This is a genomic window from Paracoccus ferrooxidans (assembly GCF_029909815.1).
Classification (GTDB): Bacteria; Pseudomonadota; Alphaproteobacteria; order Rhodobacterales; family Rhodobacteraceae; genus Paracoccus; species Paracoccus versutus.
In genome coordinates, this window is the sequence record NZ_CP038198.1 from 1,165,204 (window position 1) to 1,183,724 (window position 18,521).

16 protein-coding genes and 1 pseudogene are annotated in these 18,521 nt (G+C 67.4%); 12 read left to right on the forward strand and 5 right to left on the reverse strand.

Going from position 1 to position 18,521, the window contains the following annotated elements:
- Positions 1-4: 4 nt before the first annotated feature.
- From E3U26_RS05880 to cysQ, 4 genes are all read right to left on the reverse strand, one after another.
- Positions 5-895, reverse strand: a complete 891-nt coding sequence (locus tag E3U26_RS05880) for a UTP--glucose-1-phosphate uridylyltransferase (RefSeq protein ID WP_036752388.1) — start codon at positions 893-895, stop codon at positions 5-7.
- A gap of 102 nt (positions 896-997) precedes the next feature.
- Positions 998-2,251 carry a glycosyltransferase family 2 protein gene (locus tag E3U26_RS05885; protein WP_499105721.1) on the reverse strand — a complete coding sequence of 418 codons (1,254 nt, stop codon included), beginning with the start codon at positions 2,249-2,251 and terminating at the stop codon, positions 998-1,000.
- Positions 2,251-3,051: a 3-deoxy-manno-octulosonate cytidylyltransferase gene (locus tag E3U26_RS05890; protein WP_499105722.1), complete on the reverse strand. Its 801-nt coding sequence runs from the start codon at positions 3,049-3,051 to the stop codon at positions 2,251-2,253. Before E3U26_RS05890 ends, E3U26_RS05885 begins: the two co-directional genes overlap by 1 nt.
- A gap of 5 nt (positions 3,052-3,056) precedes the next feature.
- Entirely contained in the window at positions 3,057-3,854 is a 798-nt protein-coding gene (gene cysQ / locus E3U26_RS05895; RefSeq protein ID WP_036752393.1) for a 3'(2'),5'-bisphosphate nucleotidase CysQ, read from the reverse strand.
- 142 nt (positions 3,855-3,996) lie between these two features.
- Between cysQ and E3U26_RS05900 the strand changes: the two genes are divergently transcribed.
- The 12 genes and pseudogenes from E3U26_RS05900 to E3U26_RS05955 all read left to right on the forward strand — a co-directional run bounded on the left by E3U26_RS05900 (position 3,997) and on the right by E3U26_RS05955 (position 17,894).
- Positions 3,997-4,818, forward strand: a complete 822-nt coding sequence (locus tag E3U26_RS05900; protein WP_036752462.1) for an ABC transporter permease — start codon at positions 3,997-3,999, stop codon at positions 4,816-4,818.
- Positions 4,819-5,075: 257 nt separating this feature from the next.
- Positions 5,076-6,992 (forward strand): molecular chaperone DnaK, encoded by a 1,917-nt coding sequence (gene dnaK / locus E3U26_RS05905; protein WP_036759063.1) that lies wholly within the window; start codon positions 5,076-5,078, stop codon positions 6,990-6,992.
- 81 nt (positions 6,993-7,073) lie between these two features.
- On the forward strand, positions 7,074-8,228 hold the full coding sequence (dnaJ, locus tag E3U26_RS05910) for a molecular chaperone DnaJ (protein ID WP_036759083.1): 1,155 nt from the start codon (positions 7,074-7,076) through the stop codon (positions 8,226-8,228).
- Positions 8,229-8,273: 45 nt separating this feature from the next.
- The gene (gene radC / locus E3U26_RS05915; protein WP_499105724.1) at positions 8,274-9,065 is read left to right on the forward strand and encodes a JAB domain-containing protein; all 792 of its coding nucleotides are present in this window, start codon (positions 8,274-8,276) and stop codon (positions 9,063-9,065) included.
- A 197-nt stretch (positions 9,066-9,262) separates the two neighbouring features.
- The gene (gene petA / locus E3U26_RS05920) at positions 9,263-9,835 is read left to right on the forward strand and encodes a ubiquinol-cytochrome c reductase iron-sulfur subunit (protein ID WP_208021296.1); all 573 of its coding nucleotides are present in this window, start codon (positions 9,263-9,265) and stop codon (positions 9,833-9,835) included.
- A gap of 10 nt (positions 9,836-9,845) precedes the next feature.
- Positions 9,846-11,168: a cytochrome b gene (petB, locus tag E3U26_RS05925; protein ID WP_114535821.1), complete on the forward strand. Its 1,323-nt coding sequence runs from the start codon at positions 9,846-9,848 to the stop codon at positions 11,166-11,168.
- 669 nt (positions 11,169-11,837) lie between these two features.
- Positions 11,838-12,551: pseudogene (locus tag E3U26_RS05930) on the forward strand (cytochrome c1); the annotation flags it as partial.
- A 138-nt stretch (positions 12,552-12,689) separates the two neighbouring features.
- Positions 12,690-13,559, forward strand: a complete 870-nt coding sequence (locus tag E3U26_RS05935; RefSeq protein ID WP_214272322.1) for a ribokinase — start codon at positions 12,690-12,692, stop codon at positions 13,557-13,559.
- Positions 13,560-13,599: 40 nt separating this feature from the next.
- Positions 13,600-14,403: a S49 family peptidase gene (locus E3U26_RS05940; protein WP_036759051.1), complete on the forward strand. Its 804-nt coding sequence runs from the start codon at positions 13,600-13,602 to the stop codon at positions 14,401-14,403.
- Between the two features lie 103 nt (positions 14,404-14,506).
- Positions 14,507-15,277, forward strand: a complete 771-nt coding sequence (locus tag E3U26_RS05945; protein ID WP_036759049.1) for an SDR family oxidoreductase — start codon at positions 14,507-14,509, stop codon at positions 15,275-15,277.
- Positions 15,278-15,578: 301 nt separating this feature from the next.
- Entirely contained in the window at positions 15,579-17,450 is a 1,872-nt protein-coding gene (uvrC, locus tag E3U26_RS05950; protein WP_499105725.1) for an excinuclease ABC subunit UvrC, read from the forward strand.
- Between the two features lie 12 nt (positions 17,451-17,462).
- Complete coding sequence (locus E3U26_RS05955; protein ID WP_214272320.1) at positions 17,463-17,894, forward strand: DUF6841 family protein; 432 nt, start codon at positions 17,463-17,465, stop codon at positions 17,892-17,894.
- Here E3U26_RS05955 and E3U26_RS05960 read toward each other — a convergent pair whose 3' ends face one another.
- Positions 17,895-18,521, reverse strand: a complete 627-nt coding sequence (locus tag E3U26_RS05960; protein WP_036759042.1) for an ABC-type transport auxiliary lipoprotein family protein — start codon at positions 18,519-18,521, stop codon at positions 17,895-17,897. It lies immediately after the preceding gene.

An 18,521-nucleotide genomic window follows, 5' to 3' on the forward strand; every position in this document is an offset into this window, starting at 1 on the left:
CCGCTTATTCCGCCGCCTTGCGCATTGCCAGGACGTCGGAAAGATAGTCGGCAAATTCATCCCTCAGATCGTCGCGCGCCAGGCCGAAAGCCACGGTCGCCTGCAGGAAGCCCGCCTTCGAGCCGCAGTCGAAGCGCTGGCCGCGGAAGCGCAGGCCGAACACGTCGCGACCCTCGGCGATCTCGTCGGCGATGGCGTCGGTCAACTGGATCTCGCCGCCCGAGCCCTGCTTGAGCTTGTTGAGGTTGCTCAGCACCGAGGGCGCCAGGATGTAGCGGCCGATCACGGCCAGGTTCGAGGGCGGGTTGTCCTTGGGCTTCTCCACCATGCCGCGGGCGCGGACGATGGCGCCCATGTCCTCGGACACGTCCAGCACGCCGTAGGCCCTGGTCTTCTCGGCCGGAACCTCCATGGTGGCGACCATGCTGCCGCCGGTTTCCTGATAGGCCTCGATCATCTGTTGCAGGCAGGGCGGCTCGCCCATGATGACGTCGTCGGTCAGGATGACGGCAAAGGGCTCGTCGCCGACCAGGCGGCGGGCGCACCAGACGGCATGGCCCAGCCCCAGCGCCTTGTGCTGGCGGACATAGGCGATGGCGCCCGATTCCATGTTGGTCGAGCGCAGGATGTCCAGCAATTCGTTCTTGCCGGATTTCTTCAGGCTCGATTCGAGCTCATGGGCGTGGTCGAAGTAATCCTCGAGCGCGCCCTTGCCGCGCGAGGTGACAAAGATGAACTCCTCGATCCCTGCCGCCCGTGCCTCGTCTATGGCGTATTGGATCAGCGGGCGATCCACCAAGGTCATGATCTCCTTGGGAATGCTCTTGGTGGCGGGAAGAAAGCGGGTGCCCAGTCCAGCCACGGGGAAGATGGCCTTGGTGACTTTGCGAGTCATGAATTCGGTCTCCTGATTTCTGCACCGACGCAGGGCATTTATCCCTTTTTGCGGGCGCCTGCGCAACAAGCGCCTGGCCGGCACAGTCGTTCCTTTAAAATGTTAAAGCGATTCAATTTTTGCGTTTTGCGGCGATTTTCCGCTGATCTCGCTCCGCCGTCCAGGCAAATTTCCTCGCTCGCGCAGAATGCGCGCATTCTTGCTCAGAAATATGACAGGCGGGTCTCTGGGCAGCGAGGCGCCCCAAAGACCGCCCCATTGTTCCCACCAGCCGCCCGCGGCGCGGGTCCGCCGATGCGGCAGGAAACTGGGGGTCAGCAGCAGCAGTTCGGTGGGCCTCCCCTGCGCCACGGCTTGCGCCGCACGGGCGCGCAGGGCGCGCGCCTGCCAGTGCCAGCCGGCCAGAAACAGCGGCTCGCCGCCCGGCGCCCGGCGCGGCAGCGGCTGGAACGGCGGCGGCGGGGGCCGGATCCAGACCGGCGGGGCGGGCGCCTGCCCCCGGCCCTGCGCCAGGCCGCGGTCCAGCGTCGCCAGGATCGGCGCGATGGCGAAAGGGTCGAGCCGGCCGGCCACCATATGCCGCAGGAGCCGCCGGCGCTGCCCTTCGCGCAGCCAGCCCGCATCGCCGCCGTGCCGCGCGGCGAAGATCGCGGCGGAACGGCCGATGGCGGTCAGATCGCGCGGCACCCCGGCCTCGCCCCGGACGGCGCCGGGGGCGGCGCCATGGATCACCTGAGCCGCCGGGACCACCGCCGTCAGCCCCCGCGGAAACCGCGCCGCCATGCGCAGGTTCACGTCGCTTTCGTCCAGGTAATAGGCGAAAGCCGGATCGAAGCCGCCGATCTGCAGCAGCGCATCGCGGCGAAAGCCGGAATTGGTGCCGATGGTGCTGACCGGGCAGCCGTTCTCGGGCGCAAGCAGCGCGGTTTCGGCGACATGCAGCGACAGGGTGGCGCCCGAAGGCGTGATTCGCTCGGCCCGGACCTGCCAGCGCAGCCCGTCGGGCCCGCGGGTGAAGCCGGTGGCGGCGATGACGCGCGGATCGGCAAAGGGCGCGGCCAGCGCCCCGGCCCAGCCCGGCTCGGCCAGCGCGTCGTCGTCGATGAACAGCACCACCTCGCCCGCCGCCAGCGCCAGCCCCTCGTTGCGCGCGGCCGAGATATTGGCCTGGTCGAAGGCCAGCCGCTTGGCCGGCAGTTCCGGGCAGATGCCGACGGCGGCGGGATCGGCCACCAGCACCAGTTCGAAACCGGCATGGCCCTGGCCGGCCAGCGAGGCCAGGCAGCGCGCCAGCGCCTGCGGCCGGTGGCGCGAGACGACGATGATGCTGATCGAAGGCAGCCCGCCTTCGGGCATCAGGCGATGCCCATGCGCTGCATCATCGCTTCCAGCTTGGGCACGTCCGAGGGGTTGTTCAGTTCCCAGAACTCGCGGCCCTTCGCCTCGACCTCGACGCAGAGGATGCGGCGGCCGCGTTCCAGGAAGCGCAGCTGCTCAAGCCCTTCCAGCGCCTCCAGCCGGCCCTCGTCCCAGGTCGGGTATTCGGCCAGCGCCGCCGGGCGATAGGCATAGACGCCGACATGGTGAAAGACCGGCGTCGGCTCGCTGGGGCCGAAATCCGCCGAGGCATAGGGAATCACTTCCTTGGAGAAATACAGCGCCCGCCGGTCATGGCCGAAGACGGCGGTGGTGCCGCCGACGCGCCCCGCCACCCGGTCGGCGATCAGGTCCGAGCGCATGGCCCCCGAACAGCGCAGGACCGGCGTGGCCACGTCGGCGCCGGGATCGGCGCGCAGCCCGGCGACCAGTTCCTCGACGAACCAGGAAGGCGTCAGCGGCGCGTCGCCTTGCAGGTTCACCACGATCTCGGGCGACACGCCCAGATTGGCCACCGCCTCGGCGCAGCGCTCGGTGCCGTTGCGGGCGGCGGTCGAGGTCATGGCGACCTCGGCCCCGAAACCCTCGGCATGGGCGCGGATGCGCTCGTCGTCGGTGGCGACGATCACCCGGTCGATGCCCTGGACGGCCCGCGCCGCCTCCCAGCTGCGGCGGATAAGCGACAGCCCCGCGCCGGTCGCGCCGCGCAGCTCGACCAGCGGCTTGCCGGGATAGCGGGTCGAGGCGTGGCGGGCGGGGATGACGATGACGACGGACATGGGCGTCAGTCCTTGACCAGCAGCACGCCGGGGGCGAAGGCGATGAAGAACGGGTTCTCGAACCCCGGCTTGCCATAGGTCAGCGGCGCGTGGTCATCGAATCGCACCACCTCGCCGCCCGCGCCGCGCAGCACCGCGTCGCCCGCGGCGGTGTCCCATTCCATCGTCCGGCCCAGGCGCGGGTAAAGATCGGCCTCGCCCGTCGCCACCAGGCAGAACTTCAGCGAGCTGCCGGCCGAGGTCATGTCGCGCACCCCGTAGCGGGCGATATAGTCGTCCGTCGCCGCGTCGCGATGCGATTTCGAGGCGACGACCATCAGCGCCCGGTTGTCGGGCGTCGAGTTGACGCCGATGGGCGTCAGCTCGCCCGGTTCTTCGCCGAAGGGGCCCTTTTCCTCGACCGAGCCGCCCTGCGCGGTGGTATAGAACAGCCGTCTCTTGGCCGGGGCATAGACCACGCCCAGCCGCGGCACGCCGTTTTCCACATAGGCGATGTTGACGGTGAAATCGCCGCGACGCTGCACGAATTCCTTGGTGCCGTCCAGCGGATCGACGATCAGGAAGGTCGAAAGGCTCTGGCCATGGGTCGCCGCCTGTTCCTCGGTCACCAGCGCGATGTCGGGGAAGGCCGCGCGCAGCCCGGCCGAGATCAGCGCGTCGGCGGCCTCGTCGGCCTCGGTCACGGGCGAGGCGTCGGATTTGGCGCGCACATCGAAATCCTCGGCGCCATAGATCTTCATGATCTCGTCGCCGGCCCGCAGGGCAAGACGTCGCATTTCGGCAATCATTCGATCGAATTGCATGGTTTTTCCTTTCCGTCCCGAAGCATCGGGGATGCGGCGCCGATTGAACACGGCTGTCGGCTTCCTTATGATGCGGCGGACCGCGCAGGGCAAGCACCCCGCGAAAGCCATAACCGAAACCGCAGCCAGAGCCATCCCGACCATGTTCACCCAGCACCGCAGCCGCAACATGGTCGAGGCCGCTTTCACCACGCTGTCGCTGATCTATCACGTGACGGTCAACAACCTGCGCAAGGGCCAGCGCAACGCCGTGGTCGGGCTGATCATGACGGTGGTGCAGGCCATCAGCATGATCCTGGGCTTCTATCTGCTTTTCGCCATCATGGGCATGCGCCACGCGCCGATCCGGGGCGACTACATCGTCTATATCATGTCCGGGATCTTCATGTTCATGGCCCATTCGCAGGCCATGGGCGCGGTGGCCATGGCCGGCAACCCCAACAACCAGATGATGAAGCACGGGCCGATGAACACCGCGGTGATGATCTCGGCCGCGGCGCTCGCCTCGCTCTACAAGCAGACCTTCTCGGCCGTCGTGGTGCTGAGCGGCTATCACTACATGATCCAGCCGATCCAGATCGACAACCCGCTGGCCTGCTATGCCATGCTGGTGCTGGCCTGGTTCTCGGGCTGCTGCATCGGGCTGATCTTCCTGGCCCTGCGGCCCTGGTGGCCGCAGGCGGCGCAGGTGCTGACGCAGTTCTACCAGCGCATCAACATGGTGTTTTCCGGCAAGATGTTCGTGGCGAACCTGATGCCCAGCGCGATGCTGCAGATGTTTTCCTGGAACCCGCTGTTCCACCTGATCGACCAGACACGCGGCTTCGCCTTCATCAACTATTCGCCGCGCAACTCGTCGCTGGACTATCCGCTCTATGCCACGCTGACGCTGCTGATGATCGGGCTGATGGCGGAATACGCGACCCGCAAGGCGGTCTCGATCAGCTGGGCGGCCGGCCGGTGACGGCGGCCCCCGCCCCCTCTCCTGCGCCCCCGCCCGCCGGGTCGCGCCCGCCGCCGCAGGAGCGCTTGCGACACGGGCGCGGGGCGCATGTTTTCTGCCCTCGGGTCTGCTTGCAGCCCGCCAGACCCCTTCCTATATAGGCCCATGAAGTTCGAAGGGTTCCTGAACCAGGCGCCCTTCGGTCAACCCAGGGATCGGGCTTCGGGGGCCGCTTGTGGACCCAAGGCCCAGAATATCGCCGCAAGAAAGGTTATTGCATGTCCAAAGTCATCGGCATCGACCTCGGAACCACCAACAGCTGCGTCGCCATCATGGATGGCAGCCAACCCAAGGTCATCGAGAATTCGGAAGGCGCGCGCACCACGCCCTCGATCGTCGCCTTCACCGACAGCGAGCGTCTGGTCGGCCAGCCCGCCAAGCGCCAGGCCGTCACCAACCCGTCGAACACGGTCTTTGCCGTCAAGCGCCTGATCGGCCGCCGCACCACCGACGCGGAAGTCGAGAAGGACAAGAAGCTGGTCCCCTATGCCATCGTGGACGGCGGCAATGGCGACGCCTGGGTCGAGGTGCGCGGCGACAAGTATTCGCCCAGCCAGATTTCCGCCTTCATCCTGCAAAAGATGAAGGAAACCGCCGAATCCTACCTGGGCGAGACCGTCACCCAGGCCGTCATCACCGTGCCCGCCTATTTCAACGACGCCCAGCGCCAGGCGACCAAGGACGCCGGCAAGATCGCTGGCCTCGAAGTGCTGCGCATCATCAACGAGCCGACCGCGGCCGCGCTGGCCTACGGCCTCGACAAGAAGGACAGCAAGACCATCGCGGTCTATGACCTCGGCGGCGGCACCTTCGACATCACCATCCTGGAAATCGACGACGGCCTGTTCGAGGTGAAATCCACCAACGGCGACACCTTCCTGGGTGGCGAGGACTTCGACATGCGCATCGTGAACTACCTCGCCGAGGAGTTCAAAAAGGAACATGGCGTCGACCTGACCAAGGACAAGATGGCGCTCCAGCGCCTGAAGGAAGCCGCCGAGAAGGCCAAGATCGAGCTGTCCAGCTCCAGCCAGACCGAGATCAACCAGCCGTTCATCTCGATGGACAAGGATTCGGGCACGCCGCTGCACATGGTCATGAAGCTGACCCGCGCCAAGCTGGAAAGCCTGGTCGGCGACCTGATCAAGCGCACGATGAAGCCGGTCCAGGACGCGCTGAAGGACGCCGGCATGTCCAAGGGCGACATCGACGAGATCGTGCTGGTCGGCGGCATGACCCGCATGCCCAAGGTGGTCGAGGAAGTGACCGCCTTCTTCGGCAAGGAACCGCACAAGGGCGTGAACCCCGACGAGGTGGTGGCGCTGGGTGCGGCCATCCAGGCCGGCGTGCTGCAGGGCGACGTCAAGGACGTGGTTCTGCTGGACGTGACGCCGCTGTCGCTGGGCATCGAGACGCTGGGCGGCGTGTTCACCCGGCTGATCGACCGCAACACCACCATCCCGACCAAGAAGTCGCAGATCTTCTCGACCGCCGAGGACAACCAGAACGCCGTGACCATCCGGGTCTTCCAGGGCGAGCGCGAGATGGCCGCGGACAACAAGCTGCTGGGCCAGTTCAACCTGGAAAACATCCCGCCGGCGCCGCGCGGCATGCCGCAGATCGAAGTGACCTTCGACATCGACGCCAACGGCATCGTCTCGGTTTCGGCCAAGGACAAGGGCACCGGCAAGGAGCAGAAGATCACCATCCAGGCCTCGGGCGGCCTGTCGGATGACGAGATCGACCGCATGGTCAAGGACGCCGAGGCCAATGCCGAGGCCGACAAGCAGCGCAAGGAGCTGGTCGAGGCCAAGAACCAGGCCGAAAGCCTGATCCACACCACCAGGAAGTCGCTGGAAGAGCATGGCGACAAGGTGGACGGCTCGACCGTCGAGGCGATCGAGTTGGCCGTGGGCGCGCTGGAAGAGGCCCTCAAGTCCGAGGATGCCGGCAAGATCAAGGGCGGCATCCAGAACCTGATGGACGCCTCGATGAAGCTGGGCGAGGCCATCTACAAGGCCAGCCAGGCCGAGGCGGGCGCCGGCGAGACCGAGCGCGACGCCGGCCCGCGCGACGTGGATGACGAGATCGTCGATGCCGACTTCGAGGATCTCGGCGAAGACAAGCGCAAGTAAGCGCGATGTGAGCCACCCGGCCGGCCCGATGCAGACCCGCACGGGCCGGTCATTTCTTGAAAGACCCCGGACGCGATGAACATGGCGAAACGTGATTATTACGAGGTGCTGGGCGTTCCTCGGGGCGCCTCGGCCGACGAGATCAAGAAGGCCTACCGCTCCAAGGCAAAGCAGCTGCACCCCGACCGCAACAAGGATTGCAAGCTGTCCGAGGCCGCGTTCAAGGAAGTGAACGAGGCTTACGATTGCCTTAAGGACGACCAGAAGAAGGCCGCCTACGACCGTTTCGGCCATGCCGCCTTCGAGAATGGCGGCGGCGGCTTCGGCCGCGGCAACGGCCAGGGCGATTTCGGCTCGGCCTTTGCCGACGTGTTCGAGGATCTGTTCGGCGACATGATGGGCCGCCGGGCCGGGGGCGGGGGGCGCTCGCGCGCCAGCCGCGGCCAGGATCTGCGCTACAATCTGCGCGTCTCGCTGGAGGAAGCCTTCAACGGCGTGCAAAAGACCATCACCGTGCCCGGCTCGGTCGCCTGCGGCGCCTGCAACGGCACCGGCGCCGAGGGCGCGGTCGAACCCGCCACCTGCCCCACCTGCTCGGGGATGGGCAAGGTCCGGGCGACGCAGGGTTTCTTCACCGTCGAGCGCACCTGTCCGACCTGCAACGGCCAGGGCCAGATCGTCAAGAATCCCTGCCAGGAATGCCGCGGCGCCGGCCGCGTCCAGAAAGAGCGCACGCTTTCGGTGAACATCCCCGCCGGGGTCGAGACCGGCACCCGCATCCGCCTGGCCGGCGAGGGCGATGCCGGCATGCGCGGCGGTCCGGCGGGCGATCTCTATATCTTCATCGAGGTCAAGGAACACCCGATCTTCATGCGCGACGGCCGCATGCTGGCCTGCCAGGTTCCGGTCAGCATGGCCACCGCCGCCTTGGGCGGCGAGATCGAGGTGCCGACCATCGACGGCGGCCGCTCGCGCGTCAAGGTTCCGGCCGGGACGCAATCGGGCAAGCAGCTGCGGCTGCGTGGCAAGGGCATGCCGCCCCTGCGCCACGGGCCGGGGCTGAACGGCGAGCCCGGCGACATGCTGATCGAGCTGGCGGTCGAAACCCCGGTGAACCTGACCGCGCGCCAGAAGGAGCTTTTGCGCGAGTTCGAGGCGATCCACGCGGACAACAACCCGCAGACCCATGGATTTTTCCAGAAGATCAAGGGTTTCTGGGACGAGATGAAAGGGTGATCCGGCGTTAACCGCCTGTTCATCTTTCCATGCCAGTCTGGCGGCATGGAACCGAATCGCGCCTTTCACGAAGCTCCGCTTCCGCTTTTCGCCCCCGTGCCAGGATCCGCGGGGGACGAAGCGCCGCTCGCCGGGACTGCCCTCCCGGCGCGCGGCAACCGCCCGCCCAGCTATATCGCCGATCACCGCGCCCGGCTGCGCGACCGTTTCATGCAGGGCGGCGCGGCCGCGATGCCCGATTACGAGTTGCTGGAGCTGGTGCTGTTCCGCGCCATTCCGCGCCAGGACGTGAAGCCGCTGGCGCGCCGGCTGCTGGACCATTTCGGCGATTTCAACCGCGTGCTTTCGGCCCCGCCCACCCGGCTGGCCGAGGTTGCGGGCGCAGGCCCCGCCGTGGTGCAGGAGCTGAAGATCGTCGAGGCCGCGGCGCAGCGGCTGGCGCGCTCGCGCGTCATGCACCGCCCGGTGCTGACCAGCTGGGACGCGCTTCTGGACTATTGCCACACCGCCATGGCGCATCGCGAGATCGAACAGTTCCGCGTGCTTTACCTCGACCGCAAGAACGTGCTGATCGCGGATGAGGAACAGGCCCGCGGCACCGTCGATCACGTCCCGGTCTATCCGCGCGAGATCATGCGCCGGGCGCTGGAACTGACCGCCAGCGCGCTGATCCTGGTCCACAACCACCCCTCGGGCGACCCGACGCCGTCGCAGGCCGACATCAGCATGACCGCCCGCATCGCCGCCGCGGCCGAGGTGATGGGAATCGCCGTCCACGATCACCTGATCATCGGACGCTCGCGCGAGCTGAGCTTTCGCAGCGAAGGACTGCTTTAGCGCAAACAGCCGAAAAGCCGGCGCTTCCCGCGCAACCAAAATCCCACACCTGCGTCGATTTGCGGCGCTGGCTCGCACCGGGGCCGCTGGACTGACGCGGATTTGATCGCTAGAACCGCCCGGCGAGGGCTGTGCGATAAACACGACCCGTTCCGTCGTATCGCCCCGATTACGGGGCATAAATGGAGATCAGAACCGTGTCCCACGCAGACGAACACGCAGGCGACCACGGCGCCACCCGGAGGGACTTCCTCTACTACGCGACGGCCGGTGCCGGCACCGTCGCAGCCGGAGCCGCCGCCTGGACCCTTGTCAACCAGATGAACCCCTCGGCCGATGTCCAGGCGCTCGCCTCGATCCAGGTCGATGTCAGCGGCGTCGAGACCGGCACCCAGCTGACGGTGAAATGGCTCGGCAAGCCCGTGTTCATCCGCCGCCGCACCGAGGAAGAGATCGAGGGCGGCCGCGCGGTCCAGCTGAACCAGCTGATCGACCAGAGCGCCCAGAACCCCAACAAGCCCGACGCGCCCGCCACCGACGAAAACCGCACGCTGGACGAGGCCGGCGAATGGCTGGTGATGATCGGCGTCTGCACCCATCTGGGCTGCGTGCCGATCGGCGACGGCGCCGGCGATTTCGGCGGCTGGTTCTGCCCGTGCCACGGCTCGCATTACGACCAGGCCGGACGTATCCGCAAGGGCCCCGCGCCCGAGAACATGTGGATCCCCGTTGCCGAATTCCTTGACGAAACCACCATCAAACTGGGCTGAGGAGGCGCACATGGCCGGTATTCCCCACGACCATTACGAGCCCAAGACGGGTTTCGAGCGCTGGCTGCATCGCCGCCTGCCCGTCGTCAGCCTGGTATACGACACGCTGATGATCCCCACCCCCAAGAACCTCAACTGGTGGTGGATCTGGGGCATCGTGCTGGCCTTCTGCCTGGTGCTGCAAATCGCCACAGGCATCGTGCTGGTGATGCATTACACGCCGCATGTCGACCTGGCCTTCGCCTCGGTCGAGCATATCATGCGCGACGTGAACGGCGGCTACATGCTGCGCTACCTGCATGCGAACGGCGCCTCGCTGTTCTTCCTCGCCGTCTATATCCACATCTTCCGCGGCCTCTACTACGGCTCCTACAAGGCGCCGCGCGAAGTGACCTGGATCGTCGGCATGCTGATCTATCTGATGATGATGGGCACCGCCTTCATGGGCTACGTGCTGCCCTGGGGCCAGATGTCCTTCTGGGGCGCCACGGTGATCACCGGCCTCTTCGGCGCGATCCCCGGCATCGGCGAAGCGATCCAGACCTGGCTGCTGGGCGGCCCGGCGGTGGACAACCCGACGCTCAACCGCTTCTTCTCGCTGCATTACCTGCTGCCCTTCGTCATCGCGGCGCTGGTGGTGGTGCATATCTGGGCCTTCCACACCACCGGCAACAACAACCCGACCGGCGTCGAGGTCCGCCGCACCTCGAAGGAAGAGGCGAAGAAGGACACCCTGCCCTTCTGGCCCTATTTCGTGATCAAGGATCTGTTCGCGCTGGCCGTGATCCTGGTGGTGTTCTTCGCGATCGTCGGCTTCATGCCGAACTACCTGGGCCACCCCGACAACTACACCGAGGCGAACCCGCTGGTGACGCCGGCGCATATCGTGCCGGAATGGTATTTCCTGCCCTTCTACGCCATCCTGCGCGCCTTCACCGCCGACGTCTGGCTGGTGATGCTGGTCGAATGGCTGTCCTTCGGCATCATCGACGCCAAGTTCTTCGGCGTGATCGCGATGTTCGGCGCCATCCTGGTCATGGCGCTGGTGCCCTGGCTTGACACCTCGCGCGTGCGCTCGGGCCAGTATCGGCCGCTGTTCAAGTGGTGGTTCTGGCTGCTGGCGGTGGATTTCGTGGTCCTGACCTGGGTGGGCGCCATGCCGGCCGAGGGGATCTATCCCTATATCGCGCTGGCCGGGGCGGCCTATTGGTTCGCCTATTTCCTCATCATCCTGCCGCTGCTGGGCATTATCGAGAAGCCCGATCCCATGCCGCAGACCATCGAGGAAGACTTCAACGCCCATTACGGGCCCGAAACCCATCCTGCCGAGTAAGGAGAGGCAACAATGACCCTGAGAAACGCATCGCTCACGGCTGTTGCGGCCCTGACGGTTGCCCTGGCAGGCGGCGCCGTGGCGCAGGACGCAAGCACCGCGCCGGGCACGACGGCCCCCGCGGGCTCGAGCTACCAGACCAACGACACGGCCGCCCCGGCGGCCGAGCCGGCACCGGCGGCCGAAACCGCCGCGCCTGAAGCCGAAGCCACGGAAGAAGCCGCAGAGGAAGCACCCGCGGAAGAACCCGCCGCCGAGGAGCCTGCGGCGCAGGAAGCTCCGGCGGCAGCCGAGGAACCGGCCGCCGAGGCCGAGCCTGCTGCCGAGGAACCGGCGGCAACCGCCGAGGAAGCCCCGGCCGAGGCAGCCGAGGAGCCGGCTGCGGAAGAGCCTGCCGAGGCGGTCGAAGAGGCCCCTGCCGAGGAACCGGCAGCCGAGGAAGCTCCGGCTGAAGGCGAAGCCGCCGAGGCCGAGCCTGCTGCTGGGGAACCGGAAGCGGCCGCGGAAGAAGCCCCTGCCGAAGAGCCTGCGGCCGAGGAACCGGAAGCGGCCGCGGAGGAACCCCCCGCCGAGGAGGCCCCGGCCGAAGAGGAGGTTGTCGAGGAGGAAGCTGTCGAGGAAGCCCCGGCCGAACACGCCGAGGAGGCCGCCGACAGCCATGCCGTCGCGCATATCGAGGACATCTCGTTCAGCTTCGAAGGGCCCTTCGGCACCTTCGACCAGCACCAGCTGCAACGCGGCTTGCAGGTCTATACCGAGGTCTGCTCGGCCTGCCACGGCCTGCGCTATGTGCCGCTGCGGACGCTGGCCGACGAAGGCGGCCCGCAACTGCCCGAGGACCAGGTCCGCGCCTATGCCGCGAATTTCGACATCACCGATGCCGAGACCGGCGAGGATCGCCCGCGCGTTCCCACCGACCATTTCCCGACCGTGACCGGCGACGGCATGGGCCCGGACCTGTCGCTGATGGCCAAGGCGCGCGCCGGCTTCCACGGCCCCTATGGCACCGGCCTGTCGCAGCTGTTCAACGGCATCGGCGGCCCGGAATACATCCACGCGGTCCTGACCGGCTATGACGGCGAGGAAAAGGAAGAGGCGGGGACGGTGCTTTACCACAACGCCGCCTTCTCGGGGAACTGGATCCAGATGGCGCCGCCGCTCAGCGACGACCAGGTCACCTATGAGGACGGAACCCCGGCGACGGTCGATCAGATGGCCAGCGACGTGGCCGCCTTCCTGATGTGGACCGCCGAGCCGAAGATGATGGATCGCAAGCAGGTCGGCTTCGTCTCGGTGATCTTCCTGATCGTGCTGTCGGCCCTGCTCTACCTGACCAACAAGAAGCTGTGGCAGCCGATCAAGCATCCGCGCAAGCCGGAATGATCGCCCGCTCCTGATCCTGAAACGCGCCCCTCGGGGCGCGTTTTTCATGGCGCGGACGCGCTTTCGTCCCGGCCGATATGGACAAGCCGCCTGCGCGCCGTTCAGATGGGCCGGCGCGACACCGGCGAGGGGCGGGACATGACGATCTATAATCTCGGCTCGATCAACATCGACCATGTCTATCGCCTGCCCGCCCTGCCCCGTCCGGGCGAGACGCTGCACGCGCAATCCTATGCCCAGGGGCTGGGCGGCAAGGGGGCGAACCAGTCCGTCGCCGCCGCCCGCGCCGGCGCCGACGTCATCCACCTGGGCGCCATGGGCGCGGGCGACGACTGGGTGCCGCGGCGGCTTGCCGCAGCGGGGGTGCAGACCTCGGCCATCGCGCGGCTGCCAGGCCTCGCCACCGGCCATGCCATCATCCTGGTCGATGCGGCGGGCGAGAACTCGATCGTGCTGCATGGCGGCGCCAACCTGGCCCTGCCGGCCGAGCTGGCCCGCCCCGCCGGACTGGGCCGGGACGACATCCTGCTGATGCAGAACGAAACCAACCTGCAGGCCGAAGCCGCCCTGCACGCCCGCCGGGCCGGGGCGCGGGTGATCTATTCCGCCGCCCCGTTCAGCATCGCCGCGCTGCGCGAGGTGCTGCCGCATGTCTCGATCCTGGCGGTGAACGAGATCGAGGCCCGCGACACCTTCGCCGCCCTTGGCGAAGACCTGCCGGTCGAGGGCCTGCTGATCACCCGCGGCGCCGAAGGGGCCGAGTTCCGCGACCTGCGCAGCGGCCAGGCCTGGCACCAGCCGGCCTTCGCGGTGCAGGCGGTGGACACGACCGGCGCCGGGGATTGCTTTACCGGCTGGTTCGCCGCCGGGCTGGCGCGGGGCGAGACCCCGCCCGATGCCCTGCGCCACGCCGCCGCAGCCGCCGCGCTGCAAGTCACCCGCAAGGGCGCGGGCGACGCCATGCCCGACCGAGCCGAAGTCCTTGCCTTTCTGAAAGCGCAGCGCTGACCGCTTGCCCGCAGCCCCGCAGCCCCCTATCTGGAAACCCATGAGAATACCGTTCCTGAACCGCCCGGCCACCGTTGCCGTCCTGCGCCTGCAAGGCGCCATCGGGGTTGCCGGCCGCGGCGGCCCCGGCCTGTCCGACGCCGCCCTGGCGCCGCTGCTGGAGCGCGCCTTCAAGCGGCGCAAGCCCGTCGCCGTGGCGCTGGCCCTGAACTCGCCCGGCGGCTCGCCGGTGCAGTCCAGCCTGATCGGTGCCCGCATACGCCGCCTTGCCGAGGAACGCGAGATTCCGGTCCATGCCTTCGTCGAGGACGTGGCCGCCTCGGGCGGCTACTGGCTGGCGACGGCGGCGGATTACATCTGGGCCGACGACAGTTCGGTGCTGGGCTCGATCGGGGTGATCTCCTCGGGCTTCGGCTTTGCCGAGCTGATCCAGCGCCACGGCATCGAGCGGCGCGTGCATACCGCCGGCCGCTCGAAGTCGATGCTGGACCCCTTCCGCCCCGAGACGCCCGAAGATGTCGCCCGGCTGAACCGCCTGCTGGGCCCGATCCACGACGCCTTCAAGCAGCAGGTGCTGGCCCGGCGCGGCAACCGCCTGCCGCAGGACAGCGACCTGTTCACCGGCGAGATCTGGACCGGCCGCGAGGCGGTCGAACTGGGGCTGGCGGACGGCATCGCCCACCTGGTGCCCAAGATGCGCGAGCTTTACGGCAAGGAGGTGCGCTTCCTGACCTATGGCCAGCGCGTGCCCCTGTTGCGCCGCTTCGGCCTTTCCGCCGATGACCTGATCGACGGAATCGAGGAACGCGCCGCCTTCGCGCGCTTCGGGGCGGGGCGCGGATGATCAAGACCGTCATCCTGTGCCTGCTCATCATCATCGCGCTGGCGCTGGCCGCCGGTCCGGGGGTGCGCCGCGTGATCGCGCGGCTGCTGGGGATCGGGCGGAAATGACCGCGCTGGTGACCGGAGGCGCCCGCCGGCTGGGGCGGGCCATCACCCTGTATCTGGCCCGGCGCGGGCTGGACGTGGCGATCCATTACCAAAGCTCGGCCGCCGAGGCCGAGGCCACCGCCGCCGAGGCCCGCGCCCTGGGCGTGCGGGCCGAGGTCTTCGGCGCGGACCTGCTGGACCTGGACCAGAGCGAGGCGCTGGTGGACCGCGCCCATGCCGCGCTGGGGCCGCTGGCGCTGCTGGTGAACAATGCCTCGATCTTCGAATACGACAACATCGCCACGGCGACGCGCGACAGCTGGGACCGGCACATGGGCTCGAACCTGCGCGCGCCCTTCGTGCTGACGCAGGCCTTCGCGCGGCAGGCCCCCAGGGCCGACCGCAGCGGGGCCGAGCCGGTGGCGCGGGCGCTGGTGGTCAACATGATCGACCAGCGCGTGCTGAAGCCCACGCCCGAGTTCATGACCTATTCGCTGGCCAAGGCCGGGCTGTGGTGGCTGACGCGGACCTCGGCCCAGGCCCTGGCGCCCGAGATCCGCGTCAATGCCATCGGCCCCGGCCCGACCATGCAGGGCACCCGCCAATCCGACCGGCATTTCGCCAACCAGCGCGCCGCGACCATCCTGCAACGCGGCGCCGGGCCCGAGGATGTCTGCGCCGCCCTGGGCTACCTGATGGACGCGCCCTCGGTCACCGGACAGCTGATCTGCGTGGACGGCGGCCAGCACCTTGCCTGGCGCACCCCCGACGTGCTGGGCGTCGAATAAGGCGGAAAATCGCCTGCCCGCGGCAAGTTGTCCACTTTGCGGAAGGCGTTCACGCAATCTTCACGATTCTGCTAAGAAATTCAGTCGATTGCGGAGGAGAGAAAAAATATTCTCATAAATCAAACAGTTACAATACTGCCTAGAATTTGTGCAAAGTAACGAAACCCCAAGAAACGCTAATTGAACATGTGATACTCCCAAGCTCACCCACAGAGTTATCCACAGATTCCGTGGACAGGATTCAGCTTGAACTTTCCTGCCCGAACTTGCAGCCGAGCCCGAGAATCATTTTGTTAACAAGATGACCGATTCCACCCCAGAAACGCGCCCCTCCAAGACCGGCCATGCGCTGATCCAGGACTATCTGCGGACGCTCGACGGCTCGCCGGGGGTCTATCGCATGCTGGACCAGCAGGGGGCGGTGCTTTACGTCGGCAAGGCCCGAAACCTCCGGGCCAGGGTCTCGAACTATGCGCGCGGCACCGGGCATTCGGCACGGATCGCGCGGATGATCCGCGAAACCTGCTCGATGATGTTCCTGACCACGCGCACCGAGACCGAGGCGCTGCTCTTGGAGCAGAACCTCATCAAGCAGCTCAAGCCGCGCTACAACGTGCTCTTGCGCGACGACAAGAGCTTTCCGAACATCCTGGTCGCCAAGTCGCATCCCTTCGCCCAGATCAAGAAGCATCGCGGCGCCAAGGCGGAAAAGGGCGATTACTACGGCCCCTTCGCCAGCGCCGGGGCGGTGAACCGGACGCTGAACCAGCTGCAGCGGGTGTTCCTGTTGCGATCATGCACCGACGCTACCTTTTCCAGCCGGACGCGGCCCTGCCTGCTTTACCAGATCAAGCGCTGCAGCGCGCCCTGCGTCGGCCGCATCGGGCTGGAGGAATACAACAGCCTGGTCGCCGATGCCGAGCTGTTCCTGCAGGGCAAGACCACGCGCATCCAGGCCGACCTGGCGCGCGAGATGGCCGAAGCCGCCGAGGCGATGGAATACGAACGCGCCGCCGCGCTGCGCGACCGCATCAAGGCACTGACCGCCGTGCAATCGGTGCAGGCGATCAACCCGCGCGGCGTCCCCGAGGCCGACGTGATCGGCCTGCACATGGAGGGCGGGCAGGCCTGCGTGCAGGTCTTTTTCATCCGCGGCAACCAGAGTTGGGGCAACCGCGACTTCTACCCCAAGCTGAACGGGGTGGAATCGGCCGACGAGGTGATGCAGGCGTTCCTGGCGCAGTTCTACGACGGCAAGGTGCCGCCGCGGCTGATCCTGCTGTCGCATGGCATCGAGGATCCCGACCTGATGACCGATGCGCTGTCGGAAAAGGCCGGGCGCAAGGTCGTGCTGGGCGTGCCCCGGCGCGGCGAAAAGGCCGAGCTGGTGGAAAACGCCCTACGCAACGCCCGCGAAAGCCTGGCGCGGCGCATGTCCGAAAGCGCCGCGCAGCAGCGGCTGCTGGAGGGCCTGGCCGAGGCGCTGGACCTGCCCGCGGTGCCGCAGCGCATCGAGGTCTATGACAACAGCCATATCCAGGGCACCAATGCCGTGGGCGGCATGGTCGTCGCCGGCCCCGAGGGCTGGATCAAGAGCCAGTATCGCAAGTTCAACATCAAGGGCACCGAGATCACGCCGGGCGACGATTTCGGCATGATGAAAGAGGTGCTGACCCGCCGCTTCTCGCGCCTGCTGAAAGAGGATCCCGACCGCCAGACCGACACCTGGCCCGATCTTCTGCTGATCGACGGCGGCGCCGGGCAGGTCTCGGCCGTGCATGAGATCATGGCCGAGATGGGGGTCGAGGACATCCCGATGGTCGGCGTCGCCAAGGGCGAGGACCGCGACCACGGCAAGGAAGAGTTCCACCGCTACGGCCAGCGCCCCTTCGCGCTGCGGATGAACGACCCGGTCTTGTATTTCATCCAGCGCCTGCGGGACGAGGCGCATCGCTGGGCCATCGGCACGCATCGCGCCAAGCGGGCCAAGGCGGTGATGGCGAACCCGCTGGACGAGATCCCCGGCATCGGCGCGGCCCGCAAGCGCGCTCTGCTGCAGCATTTCGGCAGCGCCAAGGCGGTCAGCCGCGCCGGCCTGGCCGATCTGGTCGCGGTCGAGGGGATCAGCGAATCCATGGCGCAGAAGATCGTCGATCACTTCCACAAGGGCTGACAGGAGGAAGCCATGGAGGACAGCATCCGCGCATTCTTCGCCCGCTACGAACGGCTGTTCACGCAGGCGCTGGCCGGCGAGGCGGATATGGAGGAGGTCGCCGCGCTTTACGCGCCCGAGTTTATCGCCGCTTCTCCGGCGGGTGTCAGGGCGGGCCGGAACGACGACCAGCTAAGGCAGGCGATGGCCCAGGGCTATGCGCATTACCGTGCCATCGGCACCAAGGCGATGACGATCCGCGAGATCCGGCTTTCGCCGATGGACGCGCTGCATTGCCTGGCCCATGTCGGCTGGCGGGCCGTCTATGACCGGGGCGAGGGGCCGGATGTGACCATCGACTTCGAGGTGCATTACCTGGTGCAGATCCTCGACGGCACGCCCAGGGTATTCGGCTGGGTGACGGGCGACGAAGAGGCGCTGCTGAAGCAGCACGGCATCCTCTGATCAGCGGCAGCGCGCCGGGTTCACCCCCACCGCGTTGAGGCCCCAGTCGGTCATCTGCGCGACAAGCTGCTGGCCGGCCGCATCGAAGGCCGGGATCAGGTCGGCCGTCTTCGTCGTCGCCGCCTGGGCCGTGGCGGTGAAATGCCCGCGCGAGACGACGCGGGCGTCCATCTCGCGCACCATCTGCGCATCGACGGACAGCTTGATGACGGCCCCCTGCCCCGCGACCTCGGCGTTGAAGTCGTTGATCTCGGAGATCAGCGCGTAATCGCCCGCCGCGCCCAGCGGCGCGCGGCCGACATGGGTGAAGGCATCATAGACGGCAAAGCCGCGCACCAGCAGGGTTTGCAGCGTTACCGGCACCGTGTCGCCCCAGCGCGCATCGGGCAGGTATTGCGTCTGCAACTGGTTCGGCCGGATCATGATGCGATCGGTGTCCAGCGTGCCGCGCGCCTTGGGCGGCTCGATCACCAGCTCGGCCAGCCGGCCGCGGCCGCAGCTCCGCGGCACGTCCGAGGGCGGGCGCAGCTCGAACACGTCGCGGTCGGGCTCGCCCTCCAGCGCGCGCAAGGCGGCGCAGCCCGGCAGGGTCAGGGTCAGGACAAGCAAGGCGGCGGCAAGACGCAT

Coding starts and splice junctions, on each gene's coding strand:
- E3U26_RS05880 (WP_036752388.1), bottom strand. CDS start 895: ATGACTCGCAAAGTCACCAAGGCCATCTTCCCCGTGGCTGGACTGGGC.
- E3U26_RS05885 (WP_499105721.1), bottom strand. CDS start 2,251: ATGCCCGAAGGCGGGCTGCCTTCGATCAGCATCATCGTCGTCTCGCGC.
- E3U26_RS05890 (WP_499105722.1), bottom strand. CDS start 3,051: ATGTCCGTCGTCATCGTCATCCCCGCCCGCCACGCCTCGACCCGCTAT.
- cysQ (WP_036752393.1), bottom strand. CDS start 3,854: ATGCAATTCGATCGAATGATTGCCGAAATGCGACGTCTTGCCCTGCGG.
- E3U26_RS05900 (WP_036752462.1), top strand. CDS start 3,997: ATGTTCACCCAGCACCGCAGCCGCAACATGGTCGAGGCCGCTTTCACC.
- dnaK (WP_036759063.1), top strand. CDS start 5,076: ATGTCCAAAGTCATCGGCATCGACCTCGGAACCACCAACAGCTGCGTC.
- dnaJ (WP_036759083.1), top strand. CDS start 7,074: ATGGCGAAACGTGATTATTACGAGGTGCTGGGCGTTCCTCGGGGCGCC.
- radC (WP_499105724.1), top strand. CDS start 8,274: ATGGAACCGAATCGCGCCTTTCACGAAGCTCCGCTTCCGCTTTTCGCC.
- petB (WP_114535821.1), top strand. CDS start 9,846: ATGGCCGGTATTCCCCACGACCATTACGAGCCCAAGACGGGTTTCGAG.
- E3U26_RS05935 (WP_214272322.1), top strand. CDS start 12,690: ATGACGATCTATAATCTCGGCTCGATCAACATCGACCATGTCTATCGC.
- E3U26_RS05940 (WP_036759051.1), top strand. CDS start 13,600: ATGAGAATACCGTTCCTGAACCGCCCGGCCACCGTTGCCGTCCTGCGC.
- E3U26_RS05945 (WP_036759049.1), top strand. CDS start 14,507: ATGACCGCGCTGGTGACCGGAGGCGCCCGCCGGCTGGGGCGGGCCATC.
- uvrC (WP_499105725.1), top strand. CDS start 15,579: ATGACCGATTCCACCCCAGAAACGCGCCCCTCCAAGACCGGCCATGCG.
- E3U26_RS05955 (WP_214272320.1), top strand. CDS start 17,463: ATGGAGGACAGCATCCGCGCATTCTTCGCCCGCTACGAACGGCTGTTC.
- E3U26_RS05960 (WP_036759042.1), bottom strand. CDS start 18,521: ATGCGTCTTGCCGCCGCCTTGCTTGTCCTGACCCTGACCCTGCCGGGC.